This is a genomic window from Neobacillus sp. Fa239, assembly GCF_055395235.1.
This window is the reverse complement of record NZ_AP041611.1, coordinates 2,833,923-2,851,003: the sequence shown is the minus strand read 5'-3', so window position 1 is coordinate 2,851,003 and position 17,081 is coordinate 2,833,923. Positions and strand designations below refer to the sequence as shown.

At 36.3% G+C, this 17,081-nt stretch carries 21 protein-coding genes and 3 pseudogenes; 19 read left to right on the top strand and 5 right to left on the bottom strand.

Annotated features, from left to right (window positions below; all coding sequences use genetic code 11):
* The first annotated feature begins 945 nt into the window (after positions 1-945).
* The 12 genes and pseudogenes from ACZ5XR_RS13775 (at position 946) to ACZ5XR_RS13720 (ending at position 8,931) form a co-directional block, all read left to right on the top strand.
* Positions 946-1,368 carry a MarR family winged helix-turn-helix transcriptional regulator gene (locus ACZ5XR_RS13775; RefSeq protein WP_464502178.1) on the top strand — a complete coding sequence of 141 codons (423 nt, stop codon included), beginning with the start codon at positions 946-948 and terminating at the stop codon, positions 1,366-1,368.
* A gap of 64 nt (positions 1,369-1,432) precedes the next feature.
* Positions 1,433-1,831, top strand: a complete 399-nt coding sequence (locus ACZ5XR_RS13770) for a DoxX family protein (RefSeq protein ID WP_464502177.1) — start codon at positions 1,433-1,435, stop codon at positions 1,829-1,831.
* A 57-nt stretch (positions 1,832-1,888) separates the two neighbouring features.
* Positions 1,889-2,857, top strand: coding sequence for a ring-cleaving dioxygenase (locus ACZ5XR_RS13765; protein WP_464502176.1), 969 nt, complete (start codon positions 1,889-1,891; stop codon positions 2,855-2,857).
* Between the two features lie 18 nt (positions 2,858-2,875).
* On the top strand, positions 2,876-3,853 hold the full coding sequence (locus ACZ5XR_RS13760; protein WP_464502311.1) for a ring-cleaving dioxygenase: 978 nt from the start codon (positions 2,876-2,878) through the stop codon (positions 3,851-3,853).
* Between the two features lie 70 nt (positions 3,854-3,923).
* On the top strand, positions 3,924-4,589 hold the full coding sequence (wrbA, locus tag ACZ5XR_RS13755; protein ID WP_464502175.1) for an NAD(P)H:quinone oxidoreductase: 666 nt from the start codon (positions 3,924-3,926) through the stop codon (positions 4,587-4,589).
* 140 nt (positions 4,590-4,729) lie between these two features.
* Positions 4,730-4,990, top strand: coding sequence for a metal-sensitive transcriptional regulator (locus tag ACZ5XR_RS13750; protein WP_464502174.1), 261 nt, complete (start codon positions 4,730-4,732; stop codon positions 4,988-4,990).
* Positions 4,991-5,145: 155 nt separating this feature from the next.
* The gene (locus tag ACZ5XR_RS13745; protein WP_464502173.1) at positions 5,146-5,628 is read left to right on the top strand and encodes a DsrE/DsrF/DrsH-like family protein; all 483 of its coding nucleotides are present in this window, start codon (positions 5,146-5,148) and stop codon (positions 5,626-5,628) included.
* A gap of 54 nt (positions 5,629-5,682) precedes the next feature.
* Complete coding sequence (locus tag ACZ5XR_RS13740; RefSeq protein ID WP_464502172.1) at positions 5,683-6,255, top strand: sulfurtransferase TusA family protein; 573 nt, start codon at positions 5,683-5,685, stop codon at positions 6,253-6,255.
* A gap of 49 nt (positions 6,256-6,304) precedes the next feature.
* On the top strand, positions 6,305-7,432 hold the full coding sequence (locus ACZ5XR_RS13735; RefSeq protein ID WP_464502171.1) for an MBL fold metallo-hydrolase: 1,128 nt from the start codon (positions 6,305-6,307) through the stop codon (positions 7,430-7,432).
* A 27-nt stretch (positions 7,433-7,459) separates the two neighbouring features.
* Positions 7,460-7,686 (top strand): annotated as a pseudogene (locus ACZ5XR_RS13730) (sulfurtransferase TusA family protein).
* A gap of 31 nt (positions 7,687-7,717) precedes the next feature.
* Positions 7,718-8,491, top strand: coding sequence for a sulfite exporter TauE/SafE family protein (locus ACZ5XR_RS13725; protein WP_464502170.1), 774 nt, complete (start codon positions 7,718-7,720; stop codon positions 8,489-8,491).
* Positions 8,492-8,757: 266 nt separating this feature from the next.
* On the top strand, positions 8,758-8,931 hold the full coding sequence (locus tag ACZ5XR_RS13720) for a hypothetical protein (protein WP_464502169.1): 174 nt from the start codon (positions 8,758-8,760) through the stop codon (positions 8,929-8,931).
* 126 nt (positions 8,932-9,057) lie between these two features.
* On the opposite strand, the gene ACZ5XR_RS13715 is transcribed toward ACZ5XR_RS13720, so the two are convergent.
* Both ACZ5XR_RS13715 and ACZ5XR_RS13710 read right to left on the bottom strand, forming a co-directional pair.
* Positions 9,058-9,756 carry a VIT1/CCC1 transporter family protein gene (locus ACZ5XR_RS13715; RefSeq protein ID WP_464502168.1) on the bottom strand — a complete coding sequence of 233 codons (699 nt, stop codon included), beginning with the start codon at positions 9,754-9,756 and terminating at the stop codon, positions 9,058-9,060.
* Positions 9,757-10,366: 610 nt separating this feature from the next.
* Positions 10,367-10,585, bottom strand: a complete 219-nt coding sequence (locus ACZ5XR_RS13710; RefSeq protein ID WP_464502167.1) for a spore germination protein — start codon at positions 10,583-10,585, stop codon at positions 10,367-10,369.
* Positions 10,586-10,747: 162 nt separating this feature from the next.
* Between ACZ5XR_RS13710 and ACZ5XR_RS13705 the strand changes: the two genes are divergently transcribed.
* The 3 genes from ACZ5XR_RS13705 (at position 10,748) to ACZ5XR_RS13695 (ending at position 12,731) form a co-directional block, all read left to right on the top strand.
* Positions 10,748-10,969 (top strand): spore germination protein, encoded by a 222-nt coding sequence (locus ACZ5XR_RS13705; protein ID WP_464502166.1) that lies wholly within the window; start codon positions 10,748-10,750, stop codon positions 10,967-10,969.
* A gap of 133 nt (positions 10,970-11,102) precedes the next feature.
* Positions 11,103-11,327: a spore germination protein gene (locus ACZ5XR_RS13700; protein ID WP_464502165.1), complete on the top strand. Its 225-nt coding sequence runs from the start codon at positions 11,103-11,105 to the stop codon at positions 11,325-11,327.
* 846 nt (positions 11,328-12,173) lie between these two features.
* The gene (locus tag ACZ5XR_RS13695) at positions 12,174-12,731 is read left to right on the top strand and encodes a DUF4352 domain-containing protein (protein WP_464502164.1); all 558 of its coding nucleotides are present in this window, start codon (positions 12,174-12,176) and stop codon (positions 12,729-12,731) included.
* Positions 12,732-13,091: 360 nt separating this feature from the next.
* Here the strand turns inward: ACZ5XR_RS13695 and ACZ5XR_RS13690 are convergent, their stop codons facing one another.
* Positions 13,092-13,199 (bottom strand): TetR-like C-terminal domain-containing protein, encoded by a 108-nt coding sequence (locus ACZ5XR_RS13690; RefSeq protein ID WP_464502310.1) that lies wholly within the window; start codon positions 13,197-13,199, stop codon positions 13,092-13,094.
* A gap of 239 nt (positions 13,200-13,438) precedes the next feature.
* Here ACZ5XR_RS13690 and ACZ5XR_RS13685 point away from each other — a divergent pair, with 239 nt between their 5' ends.
* From ACZ5XR_RS13685 to ACZ5XR_RS13675, 3 genes and pseudogenes are all read left to right on the top strand, one after another.
* The gene (locus tag ACZ5XR_RS13685) at positions 13,439-14,299 is read left to right on the top strand and encodes a hypothetical protein (protein ID WP_464502163.1); all 861 of its coding nucleotides are present in this window, start codon (positions 13,439-13,441) and stop codon (positions 14,297-14,299) included.
* A gap of 243 nt (positions 14,300-14,542) precedes the next feature.
* A pseudogene (locus tag ACZ5XR_RS13680) lies at positions 14,543-14,680 on the top strand (ArsR/SmtB family transcription factor); the annotation flags it as partial.
* 29 nt (positions 14,681-14,709) lie between these two features.
* A complete protein-coding gene (locus ACZ5XR_RS13675) occupies positions 14,710-15,225 on the top strand; it encodes an SRPBCC domain-containing protein (protein ID WP_464502162.1) in 516 nt (171 codons plus the stop codon).
* An 83-nt stretch (positions 15,226-15,308) separates the two neighbouring features.
* On the opposite strand, the pseudogene ACZ5XR_RS13670 reads toward ACZ5XR_RS13675, so the two are convergent.
* Positions 15,309-15,519: pseudogene (locus tag ACZ5XR_RS13670) on the bottom strand (HU family DNA-binding protein).
* Positions 15,520-15,582: 63 nt separating this feature from the next.
* On the bottom strand, positions 15,583-15,972 hold the full coding sequence (locus ACZ5XR_RS13665) for a nuclear transport factor 2 family protein (RefSeq protein ID WP_464502161.1): 390 nt from the start codon (positions 15,970-15,972) through the stop codon (positions 15,583-15,585).
* Between the two features lie 165 nt (positions 15,973-16,137).
* Here ACZ5XR_RS13665 and ACZ5XR_RS13660 point away from each other — a divergent pair, with 165 nt between their 5' ends.
* The gene (locus ACZ5XR_RS13660; RefSeq protein ID WP_464502160.1) at positions 16,138-16,998 is read left to right on the top strand and encodes a LysR family transcriptional regulator; all 861 of its coding nucleotides are present in this window, start codon (positions 16,138-16,140) and stop codon (positions 16,996-16,998) included.
* Positions 16,999-17,081 lie beyond the last annotated feature (83 nt).

Genomic DNA, 17,081 nt, shown 5'->3' with positions numbered 1-17,081 from the left:
TGGCCGGGGGTGTAAAAATGGACTATGGTCTGATGATAATATTAGGAATGTTTGCGGCGTCTATGATCGTTTCTTATATAATGTTCCATAAAATGATGAATGAATAGTTTGGTAATCCTTAAGGTATGTCAGTGAATCTTTTTGTATCAATCATGATTTTTTTTGGACTGATATGGAATAAGTGGATGATGTGCGACGAAATAAGTTCCATCCTATTAATATTAAAAGAGAAATACAATATTTATACAGCAAAGAAGGTATAATCCTCATAACGATGAGAAATTATACCTTTTTATATTTAGTCTAGGTACATAAACTCTGTTGATTAAACAGCCAATTTTAGACACACAACCTAAATTTAAGAAACTTTTTCAGGACCCTCGCCAACGGCACCACTTATGTTAATTTTCCTTGGTGCTTATTTTAATTTTCCCCTATAAATGTATTCTGAAGATAGTGGATGCAAAGACGATAAATGGCAACAGGAGCATCAACAGAATACCGAATGTTAAGAAGATGTCATATGCAGCCCAGTGACCGAATGTGCCGCCTAACGTGAACACATTAACCAGTGATTCAGTTTGGAAACCTAAAACTAAAAGCCAAACCAACAGAGAAAACGAAACTATGCTGAAAACAATTAAACCAAAGATTGTTTTCATTACTCTTCACCTCATCGATTTTTAAAGACATTCCATTGTAAAGACGAAAATAATAGGGGATAAACAAATCCCTTCGCCTTCCTTTAGTCTCTACTTAAACACATTGATTATGTCGTAGCATGAATTTATTTTATTTGGAAACATTGGCATCATAATAAGAAAAAAACAAAAAATTAAATCTACCTTAAACTAAAAAAGGTTATTGACAAAAAAATTTACACGTATTATGATTATCTCAGATTCAAGATAATTAAATTCGAGATTTTCAAGGGGGGTGTACGAAATGGAGAGGAAATGTTCAAAATTGCCCTTTCTGATATTAATGCAAACATCAAAAGCCATTCATGATCGAATAAAAGAAGAAATGGCAAAAAGTAAGCTTGGTATTACAGAATTTTCTGTTTTAGAGGTCCTTTATCAGAAAGGAAAGCAAACCATTCAACAAATTGGAAACAGCATATTGGTCTCAAGCGGTTCGATGACCTATGTGATAGATAAGTTAGAACAAAGAGGTTTATTAAGTCGAAATGCCTGCCCAGATGACCGCCGGATGATCCATGTGACATTAACGGCTGACGGAAATGGATTGATGAACGAAATCATGCCGAAATATCATGAATTTGTTCATCAAATGTTTGAATCATTAGATTCTGTTGAGGCAGAGACATTAGTGCAGCTTTTGAAAAAAGTTAGGAATAAAGTGTAAACTTTCATTTTTTTTACTATATTATCTCGAAATCGAGATAAATAAAAATTAGGAGGATTTTAAGATGATAAATATTGGGTTATTAATCATTCGTTTAGTCATTGGTTTATTATTTGTGAGTCACGGTGCTCAAAAATTATTTGGCTGGTTCGGTGGCCATGGATTGAAAGGAACCGGTGGATGGTTTGAATCCATTGGCATGAAACCAGGAGTAACGATGGCTCTTTTCGCAGGATTAGCAGAATTTATTGGCGGAATTTTGTTTACATTAGGACTCTTAACTCCACTTGCAGGAATTTTGATTGCAGGGACAATGTTAATGGCTATCGTAAAAGTACATGGTCCAAACGGATTGTGGGCAACATCAAATGGATATGAATATAACCTAACTATACTTGCTGTTGCTGTTGGTATCGCTTTGGTGGGTCCCGGTCAATATGCGTTAGATTCACTTTTATTCTAAAATAGTCATTCAATTGCGCTAAATGCTATGAAAGAATATGACAGGAGTGATTAGGAGATGGAACTCTTAGGACTACATCATGTATCAATATTTACAGGGAAAGCGGAAAAAAATTATGAATTTTATACAAAAATTTTAGGGATGAGATTGGTTAAGAAAACAGTCAACCAAGATAATACAGAATCCTATCATCTTTTCTATGCCGATGCGGAAGGAACCCCTGGAACTGAGGTTACGTTCTTTGACATTCCTCATCTTGCGCAAACATACAGGGGAACATCAGATATTTCAACTGTATCTCTTAGAGTTAGTAATTCGGATTCATTGTTATTTTGGAAAGAACGTTTTTCACAATTTGGGGTTGAACATGATGAGATTCAAAAACGAGCAAATCGTGATTCATTGGCTTTCAGAGATTTCGAGGGGACTCGCTTAATACTGGTAGCCGATAACGGTGAAAAAGGTGTGAGAGCTGGAATCCCTTGGAAAAATAATGACATCCCACTGGAACATGCCATTATTGGTTTAGGACCTGTAACCCTCACAGTCGCCATTGCAGAACCAACGATCGGTGTTTTAACAGAAGTTATGGGTTTTCGATTTGCCGGTTCTTATCCATCACTTGAAGGAGAATATCCAGATATTTTGATTTATGCAACCGGAGAAGGCGGCAGTGGTGCAGAAGTTCATATTGAAACCAGAACCGATTTACCAAGAGTCCGTTTAGGCCGCGGAGGTGTTCACCATGTTGCCTTCCGTGTTCCGAATGAGGAAGAATATGACCAATGGGCAGAGCGTTTGAAAGAATACAGGTTACCGAATTCTGGGAAAGTGGAACGGTTTTACTTTAAGGCATTATATTTCAGGGAACCTAATGGTATTTTATTTGAATTATCTACAGATACACCAGGATTTGCAACAGATGAACCAATGGAAACAATGGGGGAAAAACTGTCACTTCCACCATTTTTGGAACCAAAACGAAAAGAGATTGAAGAAAAATTACGACCATTGTTCTTAAATTAAATCTTGGAGGAATATATGATGAACCATTTAAAAGGAATCCACCATGTAACAGCTATAACAAGTAGTGCAGAAAAGAATTATGAATTTTTCACGTATGTTTTAGGTATGCGGTTAGTGAAAAAAACGGTCAATCAAGATGATATTCAAACCTATCATTTATTCTTTGCTGATGATAAAGGCAGCGCAGGAACAGACATGACTTTCTTTGATTTCCCTGGCATTCCGAAAGGAGTACATGGTACAAACGAAATTTCAAAGACATCGTTCCGTGTACCAAGTGATAAAGCACTAACGTATTGGGTCAAGCGTTTTGACCGATTAGAAGTGAAACATACTGGCATCCAAGAGCAGTTTGGTAAGAAAACTCTCTCTTTCGTAGATTTTGATGATCAGCAATATCAATTGATTTCTGATGAATTCAACAAAGGGGTGGAATCTGGTACGCCTTGGCAAAAGGGTCCAATCCCATTGGAATATGCGATTACTGGTTTAGGACCTGTATTTATTCGAATTGCGAACTTTGATTACTTTAAAGAAATGATGGAAAAAGTTCTATTATTTAAAGAGACTGCTCAGGAAGGCTCATTTCATTTATTTGAAGTGGGGGAAGGCGGGAATGGTGCCTCGGTCATTGTAGAACATAACGCCATTCTTCCAGAAGCGAGACAAGGTTTTGGGACGGTTCACCATGCGGCTTTCCGTGTAGAGGATCGCTCTGTTTTAGAAGAATGGATTGAACGAATGAGCAGTTATGGATTCCATACATCCGGTTATGTAAATCGTCACTTTTTTGAGTCCTTATACGCAAGAGTGGCACCGCAAATTTTATTTGAGTTTGCTACAGATGGTCCTGGTTTTATGGGAGATGAACCATATGAGACACTTGGGGAAAAATTATCTTTACCTCCATTCTTAGAGCCTAAACGTGCAGAAATAGAAAAATTAGTACGCCCTATTGATACTGTGAGAAGTACAAAGGAATTCATCAAAGAATAAAAGGACGGAAGTGCATCAAAATTTTTAATTAAAAAATGAAGAATAAGTAAATCATAAAGAAGGTGTAAATATGAGTTTTTTATCCAAGTTATTTGGAACTTCATCTGAAAAGGAGAATGAAACAATGTCAAATGTAAAATTAGCCGTGATCTATTACAGCATGGGTGGAACGAACTATCAATTATCGAAATGGGCAGAAGAAGGGGCAAAAGAAGCTGGTGCTGAAGTTAGAATTTTAAAAGTACCTGAACTTGCTCCACAATCCGTCATTGAAGGAAATCCAGTTTGGAAAGGCCATGTTGAAGCTACAAAAGATGTTCCAGAGGTAAAATTAGATGATCTGGAATGGGCAGATGCGATTATTTTCAGCGTTCCAACTCGATTTGGAAATATGCCAGCACAAATGAAGCAGTTCTTAGATACAACCGGGGGTCTTTGGTTTAACGGAAAACTTGTAAATAAGGTAGTAAGTGCGATGACTTCTGCGCAAAACCCTCATGGAGGTCAAGAACAAACCATTTTATCACTATATACCACAATGTATCACTGGGGGGCAATTGTAGCAGCTCCGGGATATACTGACCCGGTTACATTCGGAGCTGGGGGCAACCCATATGGAACAAGTGTTACCGTTGGTCAAGACGGAAAAATGATTGAAGATGTTCAAGCCGCTGTAAAACATCAAGCAAAGCGTACTGTTACAGTTGCGGAATGGGTAAAAAAAGCGAATCAATAATAAATAACTGAGCCAATAGGACATTTTCTATTGGCTCAGTTTATACCAATATACATGAAAAGTTGAAATTATACCCCCACTGGTATATAATCAAACCACGACGCACACATGAAGCTAAATAATCTATAGGGGTGAGAATCTTGGAATACGATAAAGATGTCAAGAATCGTTTAAAACGAATCGAGGGGCAAATAAAAGGTGTATTAAGCATGATGGAGCAAGGGAAAGATTGTAGTCAAATCGTTACTCAATTATCTGCCGCTCGAAATGCAATAGATCGCTCAATTGGCGTGATTGTAAGTAGAAATCTTGAACACTGCGTGAGAGAAAATATTGAAAAAGGAGAAACAACTGAACAACTTGTTCGAGAGGCCGTTGAGTTGTTGATCAAGAGTAGATAATAAATGTCTGTTATTCCCAAATAAGTTGGGTTGACGGACATATATTTTGTATAGTAATATACCCCATGGGGTAATTAAGACAATTGAACTTCCCCAAAGTATATTTTTTTAATCGATTATATACCCAATGGGGTATTTTGAAGGGAGAATGAAATATGGCAGAACAAAAGAAAAAGACCACCATTGTATTATTTAGTGGTGATTATGATAAAGCGATGGCAGCTTATATTATTGCAAACGGGGCAGCTGCGTATGATCACGAAGTAACTATTTTTCATACATTTTGGGGATTAAATGCCTTAAGAAAAAATGGAGAAGTATACGTGAAAAAAGGTTTTCTTGAAAAAATGTTCGGTAAGATGATGCCTAAAGGTGCAGATAAAATGGGCATTTCCAAAATGAACTTTGCAGGTATGGGCCCTAAAATGATTAAGCATGTGATTAAAAAGCACAATGCAATGACGCTTCCACAATTGATTGAAATGGCACAAGAACAGGATGTTAAATTAGTTGCTTGCACAATGACTATGGACCTGTTGGGGTTACAAGAAGAAGAATTAATGGATGGAATCGATTACGCTGGTGTCGCAGCTTATTTGGCAGATGCTGAAGAGGGAAATGTTAATCTGTTTATTTAATCCATTTTCTTACAAAATAATATACCCCTAGAGGTATAAAACGGAGGATAAAAAATGATTAGAACTGATATGACTTTAGACGCAAAAGGTTTAGCGTGTCCAATGCCAATTGTTAAAACGAAGAAGGCATTGAATAATATCGAAGCTGGTCAAGTATTAGAGGTTTTAGCGACTGATAAGGGTTCAAAAGCAGATATAAAGGCGTGGGCTCAAAGTTCAGGACATCATTACTTAGGAACAATCGAAGAAGGAGAAGTATTAAAACACTATTTAAGAAAATCGTCTGAGGAAGAAGCGATGGAAAGAAAACACCCTAATGTTATTTCCAATGAACAGCTTGAACAAAAAATGAATTCCAATGAACCGTTTGTAGTTCTCGATGTAAGGGAAGAAGCAGAATACGCTTTTCATCACATTCCAAATGCACTATCAATCCCTTTAGGTGAATTAGATCATCATCTTAATGATTTAAACAAAGATACAGAGACCTATGTGATATGCCGTACTGGTAACCGTAGTGATTTTGCCGCACAAAAGTTAGCTAAAAATGGTTTTAATAAAGTGATGAATGTTGTACCTGGAATGAGTGAATGGAATGGAAAAACAAACAGCCTTCATAACGAATAAATTTTAATATTTTTTTACTTAAAAATATACCATGGGGGGTAACTTCAATATGACAATGAATGCTATGACACCACAAGAAGTCACGAAGAAAGTTTTCGATAAAGAACCATTATTTATCCTTGATGTTCGAAATGAAAATGACTTTAAAGATTGGAAAATGGAAGGAGAAAACTTTGAGTATTTAAATGTACCATACTTTGAACTACTTGATGGAGTGGAAGAAATCATGGATAAACTTCCTTCTGATAAAGAGGTATTAGTGGTTTGTGCAAAAGAAGGGTCCTCGATTATGATTGCTGAAATGCTTTCAGAACAAGATTTAGCCGTTTCATACCTTAAAGGTGGAATGAAGGCATGGAGTGAACATTTAGAGCCTGTTAAAATTGGAGATTTAACAGATGGAGGTGAAATTTATCAGTTCGTTCGCATTGGAAAAGGATGTCTTTCTTATATGGTAGTGTCAAAAAAAGAGGCTGCTATTATCGATGCTACACGAATGACTGTTATGTATCTTGATTTTGCTGAAAGTATTGGGGCAAAAATCACTCATGTCTTCGATACTCACTTGCATGCTGATCACATTTCTGGTGGACGTATGATCGCTGAAAAAACCAGTGCTGCTTACTGGTTGCCTCCAAAGGATGCAGAAGAGGTTACATTTGAATATCAACCTTTAGTGGGCGGGAATGATGTATTGATTGGTGACACGAAAATCAACATACATGCTTTATATTCTCCAGGTCACACGATTGGTTCGACTTCATTTGTTGTCGATGAAAAATATTTGCTTTCTGGGGACATCCTCTTTATCGATTCAATCGGAAGACCAGACCTAGCCGGAATGGCAGAAGATTGGGTAGGGGATTTAAGGGAAAGCCTTTATAAACGATACAGAGAATTATCTGAGGAACTCATTGTGCTTCCTGCCCACTTCATGATGATCGAAGAATTAAATGCGGACGGTAGTGTATCAGAAAAATTAGGAAAGTTGTTTGCTAAAAATCATGGATTGAACATCGCAGATGAAAAAGAGTTTAGAAAACTCGTAACAGAAAATTTACCACCACAACCAAATTCATATCAAGAGATCCGTCAAACAAACATGGGTAAAATAGCCCCCGATCTAGAACAACAACGCGAAATGGAAATTGGGCCAAACCGCTGTGCAGTTCGATAAATTTCAAGCAACAGGAGGATTACAAAAATGGAAGCTACAAAAGTATTAGATGCAAAGGGATTGGCTTGTCCAATGCCGATTGTTAAGACAAAAAAGCAATGGGCGAAATGGAGAAGGGACAAATCTTAGAAGTTCAAGCTACTGATAAAGGAGCTAGAAATGATATGAGTGCTTGGGCAAAGTCGAGCGGACATGAATTGTTAGAGGTTGTTGAAGATAACGGTGTTTTGAAATTCTTTATAAAAAAAGGATAAAACCGAATAAACTGCGAAGGGAGCAGGGGAGATGGAGATTAGTTTCATTATCACCATCCTATTGATCGGCTTTATAGGTTCACTTATTTCAGGAATGCTAGGAATTGGTGGAGCGATTATAAACTTTCCTCTACTCCTATTTATCCCCCATCTATTGGGACTTGGAGGCTTCACGGCACATGAGGTTACTGGTATTGTGGCAGTCCAAGTCCTTTTTAGTACACTTGGGGGTGTATGGGCATACCGAAAAGGTGGATATTTAAATAAGCATTTGATTCTTTTCATGGGTGCCAGTATTTTAGTGGGGAGTTTGATTGGAGGATATAGTTCTCAATTCTTTTCGGAAAAAAGCATAACGGCTATATATGGCTCAATAGGGTTACTGGCTGGAATATTAATGTTGATTCCTAAAAAGGAAATAGAAAACCAATGGACTGGGAATTTTGATAAGGGAATAGCAACTAGCCTCACTTTTTTAATCGGACTTATCTCGGGAATAGTTGGAGCGGGGGGCTCGTTTATTTTGGTTCCTATTATGTTAGTCGTGTTGAAAATTCCAACACGAGTAACAATTGCTACATCTTTAGCCATTACGTTCATTTCATCCATCGGGGGAGTAATAGGGAAGGTCTCAACAGGTCAAGTGGACTATTTACCTGCGATCCTTATGGTAATTGTTAGTCTGATTGCTTCACCCATTGGAGTTGCATTAAGTAAAAACATAAATACTAAAGTTTTGCAATGGGCTCTCGCTTTGCTAATTACTATTACAACATTGAAAATCTGGATTGATTTCTTTATCTAAGTATTGAAGTTACTTAAATTGAGGAATTAGAAAAAAGTAAATAAAGATAAAGGACCTAGAGTTAAAATCTAGGTCTTATTTTTACCCTAGGAAGAAACAAAAACGTCTTATTCACATATTTTGGAGGAATTTTGTAACGTTATTCGTATTGTAATTTAACTAAGTAGATGCGATTATGTCGTACTGTAAGTAGTGATCTTTGTGTATAGTTAAGTATACTTGACTAATCATGTGGAAATAACAAAAAGTCCCATAGGCTGATAAATATGACAGGAAATGTGGTTGAACTTCATTCCTTGTTATGTTTAATTGTATTTACTCACTCTACCGCCAAAGGAAAAACGATAGAATTAGAGAAATGGATTTGTCAAACTGTTATAAGAAATCTGAAAATCCAAAAAGGCGCTTTTTATGGAATGGATACGGTAGTCAATCAGTAATATAATATGCTAAAAGGAGACTTTTAAGTGTAATTATTCACTATTCCATTCCCTCAGGCAAAATGACCCCATCATTCGGCAGCGGATAGATGTATTTAGCGTTTACCACTTACGAAAATTCAACCTTCAGGTGAGAATTCTTGCTAGACCGAATGCAACTGCTGCAGCAAGCCCTCCAGTAATCATAGTTTGAAAAGCGCTCTTCATCGGATAAGTACCTGTAAACCTTCCTTTTACATATCCAAAAATAAGTAAGGCAATAAGTGTGACAATTACAGAAACCATTAATGCTGTTGCAGGCTTATGAAAAATAAAATACGGAAACAAAGGGATTAACCCTCCTACAATATAAGAAATAGCAATGGTAATCGCACTGTTTCTCGCTCTTGTGGGCTCTGGCTTTTCTAGCCCCAATTCAAATTTCATCATAAAATCCACCCATTTTTCAGGGTTCTTTTTCATGGTTTCAGTAATAGATTTGATTTGCTCTTCTTCAAGCCCATATTCCCTGAAAATTTCCGCGACTTCCTCTTCTTCACGCTCTGGTAGTTCTATTACTTCTCGCTGTTCACGGGCAAGTTCAGATTCGTAATGTTCCGCATCTGTTTTTCCTGCCAAATATCCACCAAGTCCCATTGCAATTGACCCTGCTGCAATTTCAGCGCCTCCGGCAGTGAGAATTAATGTTGTTGTATCAACAGCACCGGACAAACCAGCAGCTAATGCAAAAGGTACGGTTAATCCGTCTGACATACCAATGACAACATCTCGAATGAAGTCAGATCCTGAAAAATGTTCTTCTATGTGATGCAGGTGTTGATCCATTTTTTCACTTCCAATTACGTTTAATTTAAATTGCCTTAAATGCTTCTTAGTTAATACTTTATCATAGTTGATGGAAATATGATAATCTTATTCTCAATTATAATAAAAAAATACCATTAATTGAGAATGATAATCAAGTTAAAAATCAATAAAAATAAGATTTAAATGCATAAATCCAGGCATTTTCTTAACAATAATTATTATCAATGATATTAACTCTCAACTGAAAGTCCATTTACAAAAAGGAAATAAGAGAAATTGCTGCAATAAAGGGTAGTTTATATCATGTTCATACATGTTCATAATTTGTAGAAGTGCCTGATGAATAAGTTTAATATTCCCTATGTGTAGTATACATTGGGACGCAACAACTATTGTTATACCCTTAATTCGGAGTTATATAACTGATAGGATTAAAGGTACTTTATTAAAAGACCCTCTTCGCATTGACTCATCAAATTCCCAATAAAATTCACTGGAAATTTTTGATTTATGTAAAGGTAACAAAATGTGAAGTTAACACTAATTCATTTTTACACAACAAAGCCGAATTCCTGCTCACTAACAGGTTCCGGCTTTGATTATTGTGCTATCCTTTTTTTCGCTTATTTTAGATATTGCCACTTACTGGTTGATCAAGGAAATCAACATCAAACGTATTCGTTATATTTGCACCAGTAAAAGTAAAAGTAAAAAAGGCAGTGTTTTCGGAACCTGCACCAAGAGCAGATTTTGAAGCACCTTTGGGAGAAATAATTACTGCACCGTCAAAATTAACGACTCCTCCTGTAATTTCCTCTATTTCAATTTTACCTCGGTCAAATCCCATTTTAGTCAACTTCCTTTACCAATTATTACTCTAATGTATGTCAATTAGGTTTATTATGTTCCGAGGTATCTCTTGTTTTTGGGCAGTACCTCTAAGGAAGAAGAACAAGGACAGGGATAAAAGCATAGATTGAAATAAACTGAAATGAAAGGATACCTATCAATGCCTGCAAATATTTTTGGACCGATACAAATTACCACCATCAGTGCAAGTGGTGTGGTCGAATTTGGTGATAGCCTTATTATCTCACCAAAAGTTGCATCTAAGACACCTGCTGGAGCTGGAGCATTTAACACAGCGGTTTGGGTTATGACAAATGTGGCTGTGAACAGTACAAATTTCATTGACACCAACTTAATTGATCAGCCAATTTCGGGACTATAATTATAAAGTGCCATGCACCCCTTCTCCATTCGGTTTCATATCTCTCGTTTTTTAGTCGTATCCAAAAGAAGAACAGAGACAGGGAACAAAGCATTGGTTATTGAAAAAATTTTATATGGGAAGGTTGTTTCTAATGCCTGTAACTATTTGTGGACCCCTACAAATTCATAACATTACTACAAATGCTATTGTCAAATTCGGTGATAGCGCTATTATATCACCTAAGGATCATTCGAAGGCGTTTGCTGGATCTGGTGCTTTTAACGCAGGGATTGGAGTTATGACAAACACCGCTTTGAACAGTACGAATTTTATTGACCCCGATGTAATTGATCAGCCGAATGCCGGAAATAATTAAAGCAATTTAGTACGTTTGGGCTGTTCACTCGACCTGTAAAAAATGAACCTGCCTTCGTTTGCTCCATTCTTCAAAGCCCCCGAAATCGGAGGGCTTTTTTCCTTTTGAACATCTACATATTAGGGAAGAACTAAACGCTGTTTTAGAAGATTGAGAGACAGAGAAACTTACGAAGCTTACGGGAAAATTTATTGTGGAACGTGTTATCAAGGTAAGTAATACTTGAATCCAATTAATAAAAGGGGAGGTATTTTATGGGGGATAAGAATGTACGATGTGACTTTTGTAATGACTATTTCGAAAAAAATAACATCGTAGATACAGGCTATGAGTGGAAAGCATGCGAAGATTGTGCTGATGAATTGATTAAGTGCGGATGCTGTAGCCAGTTGTTCCTATATGAGGAATTAAGGAAGGATAAAGTAGATGGAATTTACTACTGTGAAAATTGTTCGTAGTAATAGTTAAATTTAAAGGATCAGTTAAGAGTGGCTGAAAATGGTCGCTCTTTTTTTATATGGATATTTAATCTTCACAACTTAATGGGGATATGGCTATACATAAAAAAGGTGCACTCTAACTGAGTGCACTACTTATTTTATAAATTGTATATTTCTAAATGGTTTTTTAAATTGCAAAAAGGATTGTCAATATTCATTATTTTACATGATTTATAATAAAATTCTAATTAGGAATGAATTTTACTTTTTACCTTTTATAATAATCGAAAATATTTGATATGGTCTAAATTTCCTGATCATTACTAAATTTCAACCTCAAGGAATCTATATTTTTTCTACTTTTTAAATAAGGAAATTGTACCTATCCCATGGAGGAAAAAGAATAATGAAACTAAATCCTTCGATTGTTTTAATTGTTGTAATTTTAGGTGTTTATGTTGGTTTTAAAATGAATCATGAGCAATTTAATAATATTACAAATTCCATTGAAACAGTATCGAATACTACTTTTGCAAAACAAACAAAAAATGCTCCCACTCCTAAGCGAGTTAAAGAAATTGGTATAAAACAAGTATTAAGAGTTGGGAATGTTCTTTTTAGAGTGAATAAAGTTAGTTCACAAAAATCAATTTCGGATGGATTTTCAAGATACACTGCTGACGGTACATTCTTAATTGTTTATGTATCTTTAAAAAATGTTGGGAATGAAGCGATTACTACAGATTCTTCCTTTTTTGAGGTGCATCTAGGAGATAAAAAATATTCTCTATCTGAATTAATAACGATTGATGGTCAATTTTTGTTTGATGGCTTAAACCCTGGTATTCAAAAGTCTGGCAGAATATTTTTTGATGTGCCAGCAGAAGTTGCCAAAAGTAAAAATTTAATTTTAAATGTACAAACTGGATTTTGGGGTACAGAACAAGGTCAAATTCACTTATGATTTAAAATAAGTTTGGAATCAATTCCCGCTTGTAAACACTAAATGATCGTTGCGGCGGTCTTTTTTTACTTATTCAACTAAAGTAAGCAGTTTAGTTTAAGTGTATTTCTTCACAATATCAAGAAAAAAGTATTCTTTCTTTGTTAGTAAAATCGTTTTTTTATATTTGTCTGGTGTCATCAAACTAAATTAAAGGCATTTCTAAAACTGTGTAAATACTAAATCAATTAAGTACCCAATATATTGAATGATTTGAACAAAGTTTATTATTTAATGCTGCGAACAAAACAGCCAGGTTCATACCTGGTTGTTGAACTTCCGCGCTTTAATATTTTTTAGTAATTATAAAATTCTCTCTACTTATTCTCCGATTTGCTCTGCCATAACGCGTGGCGGATAAGGTTTTCCTTCTTTAAGCCACCATTCCACCAGTTCAACGTATGCAGCGGAAACAAATCGAATAATGATATCTTCGTTTAATCCTTTATTTTTGCCCTACGGTAACATTGACTTCGTCTCTTAAGATGGGGATGGGGAAGCCACCTTTTTACGAGGTACCGCAAACAAAAATGATTTTTAATGTACGGTATTTATGATACGTTTCACCGTAATTAATCAATATGAAGTATAGAAATTAGAGAATCTCTAATAATAAAAAAATTAAGAGGATAAACTTTAGGAATTCTTTTAGTACCGGAGTGAACCGTGTGCATAATAGTTATTGGTTTTTTGCATTACTCATTTCAAGCACGATACTGTTTTGTTTTATTTTATTAAAAAAAAGAAACACTCAATCCCTGTTTCTTTATTTAACAATGGTTGGATTTGGTTATATCATCGAGACCACTATATTTAATTTCTTAGGAAGCTATGATTATAACCCCAATATTATCAAGCGTAATTCATTTTATGACAGTGAATTGGGAGCGTTTTTCTCAAACGCATTATCTTTACCGGTCACAGCAACCTTGATAGCAACTTTCCACTTAAATTGGCTTTGGATCATCTTTTTTTCTGGATTCTTTGTAGGGATTGAATGGTTATTTTTAAAGCTTCATATCTATACACAGCACTGGTGGAAATTAGCATATACGGGATTGGGTCTCCCTTTATATTTTGCTTTAGCTAAGATTTTCTATAAATGGATTTTACACCCTTCAAGGGGATTCAAACACAATTTGATGCTCTATTTAATCACGGGTTCCATATCTGCCAGTGCCCATATTCTTCCGATGCTCTTTTTCTTGAATAGATTTTATCGCCCTAGATGGTTTAGGAATGTAGGGAAAGATTCCATTGCATTCTCAGCAATTTACTATTTATGCGCAAGTCTTTTTTATTGTCTTATGATTAAAATCAATTGGAAACCGAAATGGATCAAATATATTTTAACAGGTTTATTTATTTATACTGTGAATCAAGTTCTTGAAAAGATTGGAATTCTTCATAGTCTCGTGTGGTGGGACCAAATTTACTATATTTGTTTAGCATTATTTCTTATTTTCCTTGTTGGAGTTATAGATAAAAGATTATCTAAACAAATAGTAGCCGATAAAAATCCATCCTAATGAAAACAGGTGCAGTCTTCATTTAGACGAAAGCACCTGTTTTAATACTTATCATAAAACGAATGTCATTCGTGAACGTATCGGCTTAAAGAATAACTTGTGAAAATTTAGGGGATTTTCATTATTCACCTCATTTTTACTATGCCCATCGATAATTTAAATAGAACCCAACTATAAGGAAATAACTGATTCGAAAGGGGGCTTGAGTTTAAGAAAATGTGGCTGCTTCGGCAGCTTTTTTTGCGCCGCATCTACAGGCTCCGTCCAGAGCCCTTCGAAGCGCTGGATTCTTGGATACAGTCCTTCCGGCGCGTGATGCAAGAAAGATTCGACTATCTAGATGATTATTTGAAGGAATTGCAGAACAATGAAAAATCATAAAATCATTTCATGTTCAAGGAGGAATTTCGATGTCACACAACGCAATGGTATCGAGAGTAGAGAACGATCGGGTACTAGTACTGGAGCGCATTTTCGATGCTCCTCGCGATCTCTTATTCAAGATGTTTAAAGAGCCAGAGCACCTAAAACACTGGTGGGGACCGAGGGGCTGGGAGATTCCGGTCTGCACCGTCGATTTCCGCCCGGGGGGTGTTTGGCATTACTGTATGAAGTGCGTAGATCAGAATCAGGGTCAATTTTTTGGTATGGAATCCTGGGGCAAAGGGGTTTATAAGGAGATTATCGAGCCGGAGAAGATTGCCTACACTGATTACTTTTCGGATACCGAAGGCAATATAAATGACTCCATGCCGTCCACCGAGATCACATTGGAATTCATCGATTTGGGTGGAAAGACGAAGTTGATAAACCGTGCTGAATATGTGTCCGCAGTGTCCCTTAAGAATGTCATGGACATGGGCATGCTGCAGGGCATCACCGAAACTTGGGACCGTTTGAACGAGCTTATGGAGTCGCTAAAGTAGAGTTACCGTAACGCTGTTTTCAGCGACCAAAAAAAAAGTGATGTATTAATATCATCACTTTTTTGTCATGTAGTAAAAGTAAGTTATTTAAAGCTACTGTCCTTAAATGCCGGTACTTTTCCGCATTGGATGTCGATTCTTCTCCAGTTTATGGGTTACGTTCCTTACGAGCAGCACGTTACGAACCTCAAAGTTGTCGAATCCAATTAATTGAAATCTAACATCATTTTTTAATGCTTTCGAAATATAATTTAAAACTGCATCAACAGAATTGCCGGCATCTCTCTTTGTAATTTCCGAAACTTAAGCCACTTGACTCAAAGATCTGTTTTATTTATTTGATAACACTTCAATATTCTATTTTGAAAAATATTGTTCCATACCAGCCACGTCAGAAAGGTAAGTATCTATTTTAGTAATAAGTTCAGATTCAATGGTTAGCACCGTCGCTAATTCTTCTTCTAGGACACGACCATCGTCTGAGACAGCTGAATTGTGCAGTGATAAGGTCAGCCCAAATTGACCCACAAGTATTCCATGAAGTTCTGTACACACTTTTCCATCTACAATTGACTTGACTCGATTGATAACAGCATCTATTCCTTCAGCCGTCCCCGAAATTGCTCCGTTGCCTGGTAGGGTCCATTTAACAGATGGATGAAATAACTTTCGAATTCCTTCCCAATTGTGAGCATTGTACGCAGCCAGAAATTTTTCTCCAATTTCAATGTTTGAATGATTAAGCATATTTTACCTCCTAAAAAATTCCTTGATAACTTGGTAGGGCAGATGAGCCAAAATGTTTCCTTTTGGTGTTCCTACGAAAATTGTACACTCCGACAATCATCATGTAAAATGAAGATAAATGATATATAGATTCGTTTTTAATGATAATAATGTGAGGGGTCAGAAATGGACATCAATGAGTTACGAATTTTCCTGGCTGTTGCAAGTGAGGGTAGTATTACAAAAGCCGCTCAAAAACTCGGCTATGTACAGTCTAACGTTACTGCAAGGGTGCAGCAATTAGAAGCGGAGTTGAATACGCAACTTTTTTATCGCCAACGAGGGATGTTATTAACGCCTGCAGGTGAGAAATTATTGAGTTATGCGGAGCAAATTATCCATTTACTTGAAGAGGCACATAAAGCTCTAAATGATTCAACAGAACCCATTGGTCGTCTCATGCTTGGAGCCACTCATACCGCCTCTGCAATGTATCTTCCTTCCATACTAGCTAATTACTTTAAACTCTATCCAAAAGTAGAGTTATCGTTAATGACAGATTATTCAGCTGAATTGGTGGAAAAGATTCGTCATTTTCAACTTCATGGTGCATTAGTAAAATCGGAACTGAATGAGGAAAGCATCGTGCAGGAGCTTGTATTTGAAGAACAACTCGTATTAATCAGTGCTCCAGAGATGAAAAATATTGAAGAAGTATGTCATCAACCTTTTCTCATGAATACAAAAGGTTGTCCACATCGAGACCAACTTGAAACTTGGTTGAAAACAATAGGGATTGGTAAAATTCGATATTTAGAATTCAATCATCCCGATGCTATTATTCAAGGTGTGATTTCTGGACTTGGAGCCTCTTTAGTGCCAAAGTCTTCGATTCTATCACTTGAAATAAAAGGGTTAGTACGTTCTTTCGAAATTCCAGAACAATACTGCACTGCCAAAACCTTTTTCATTCGACACGAGGATAGTCTAATGACAAGCGCGCTTTCAAAATTTATTGAGATGTTAAAACAAAGTTCTCAACATTAACGGCTCCTTATAAAGGGAGAATACTTATTGAACTCCCATGAAAATAAATTCTGACTTTCTAGGAAAATGGCAATACTAAAGAA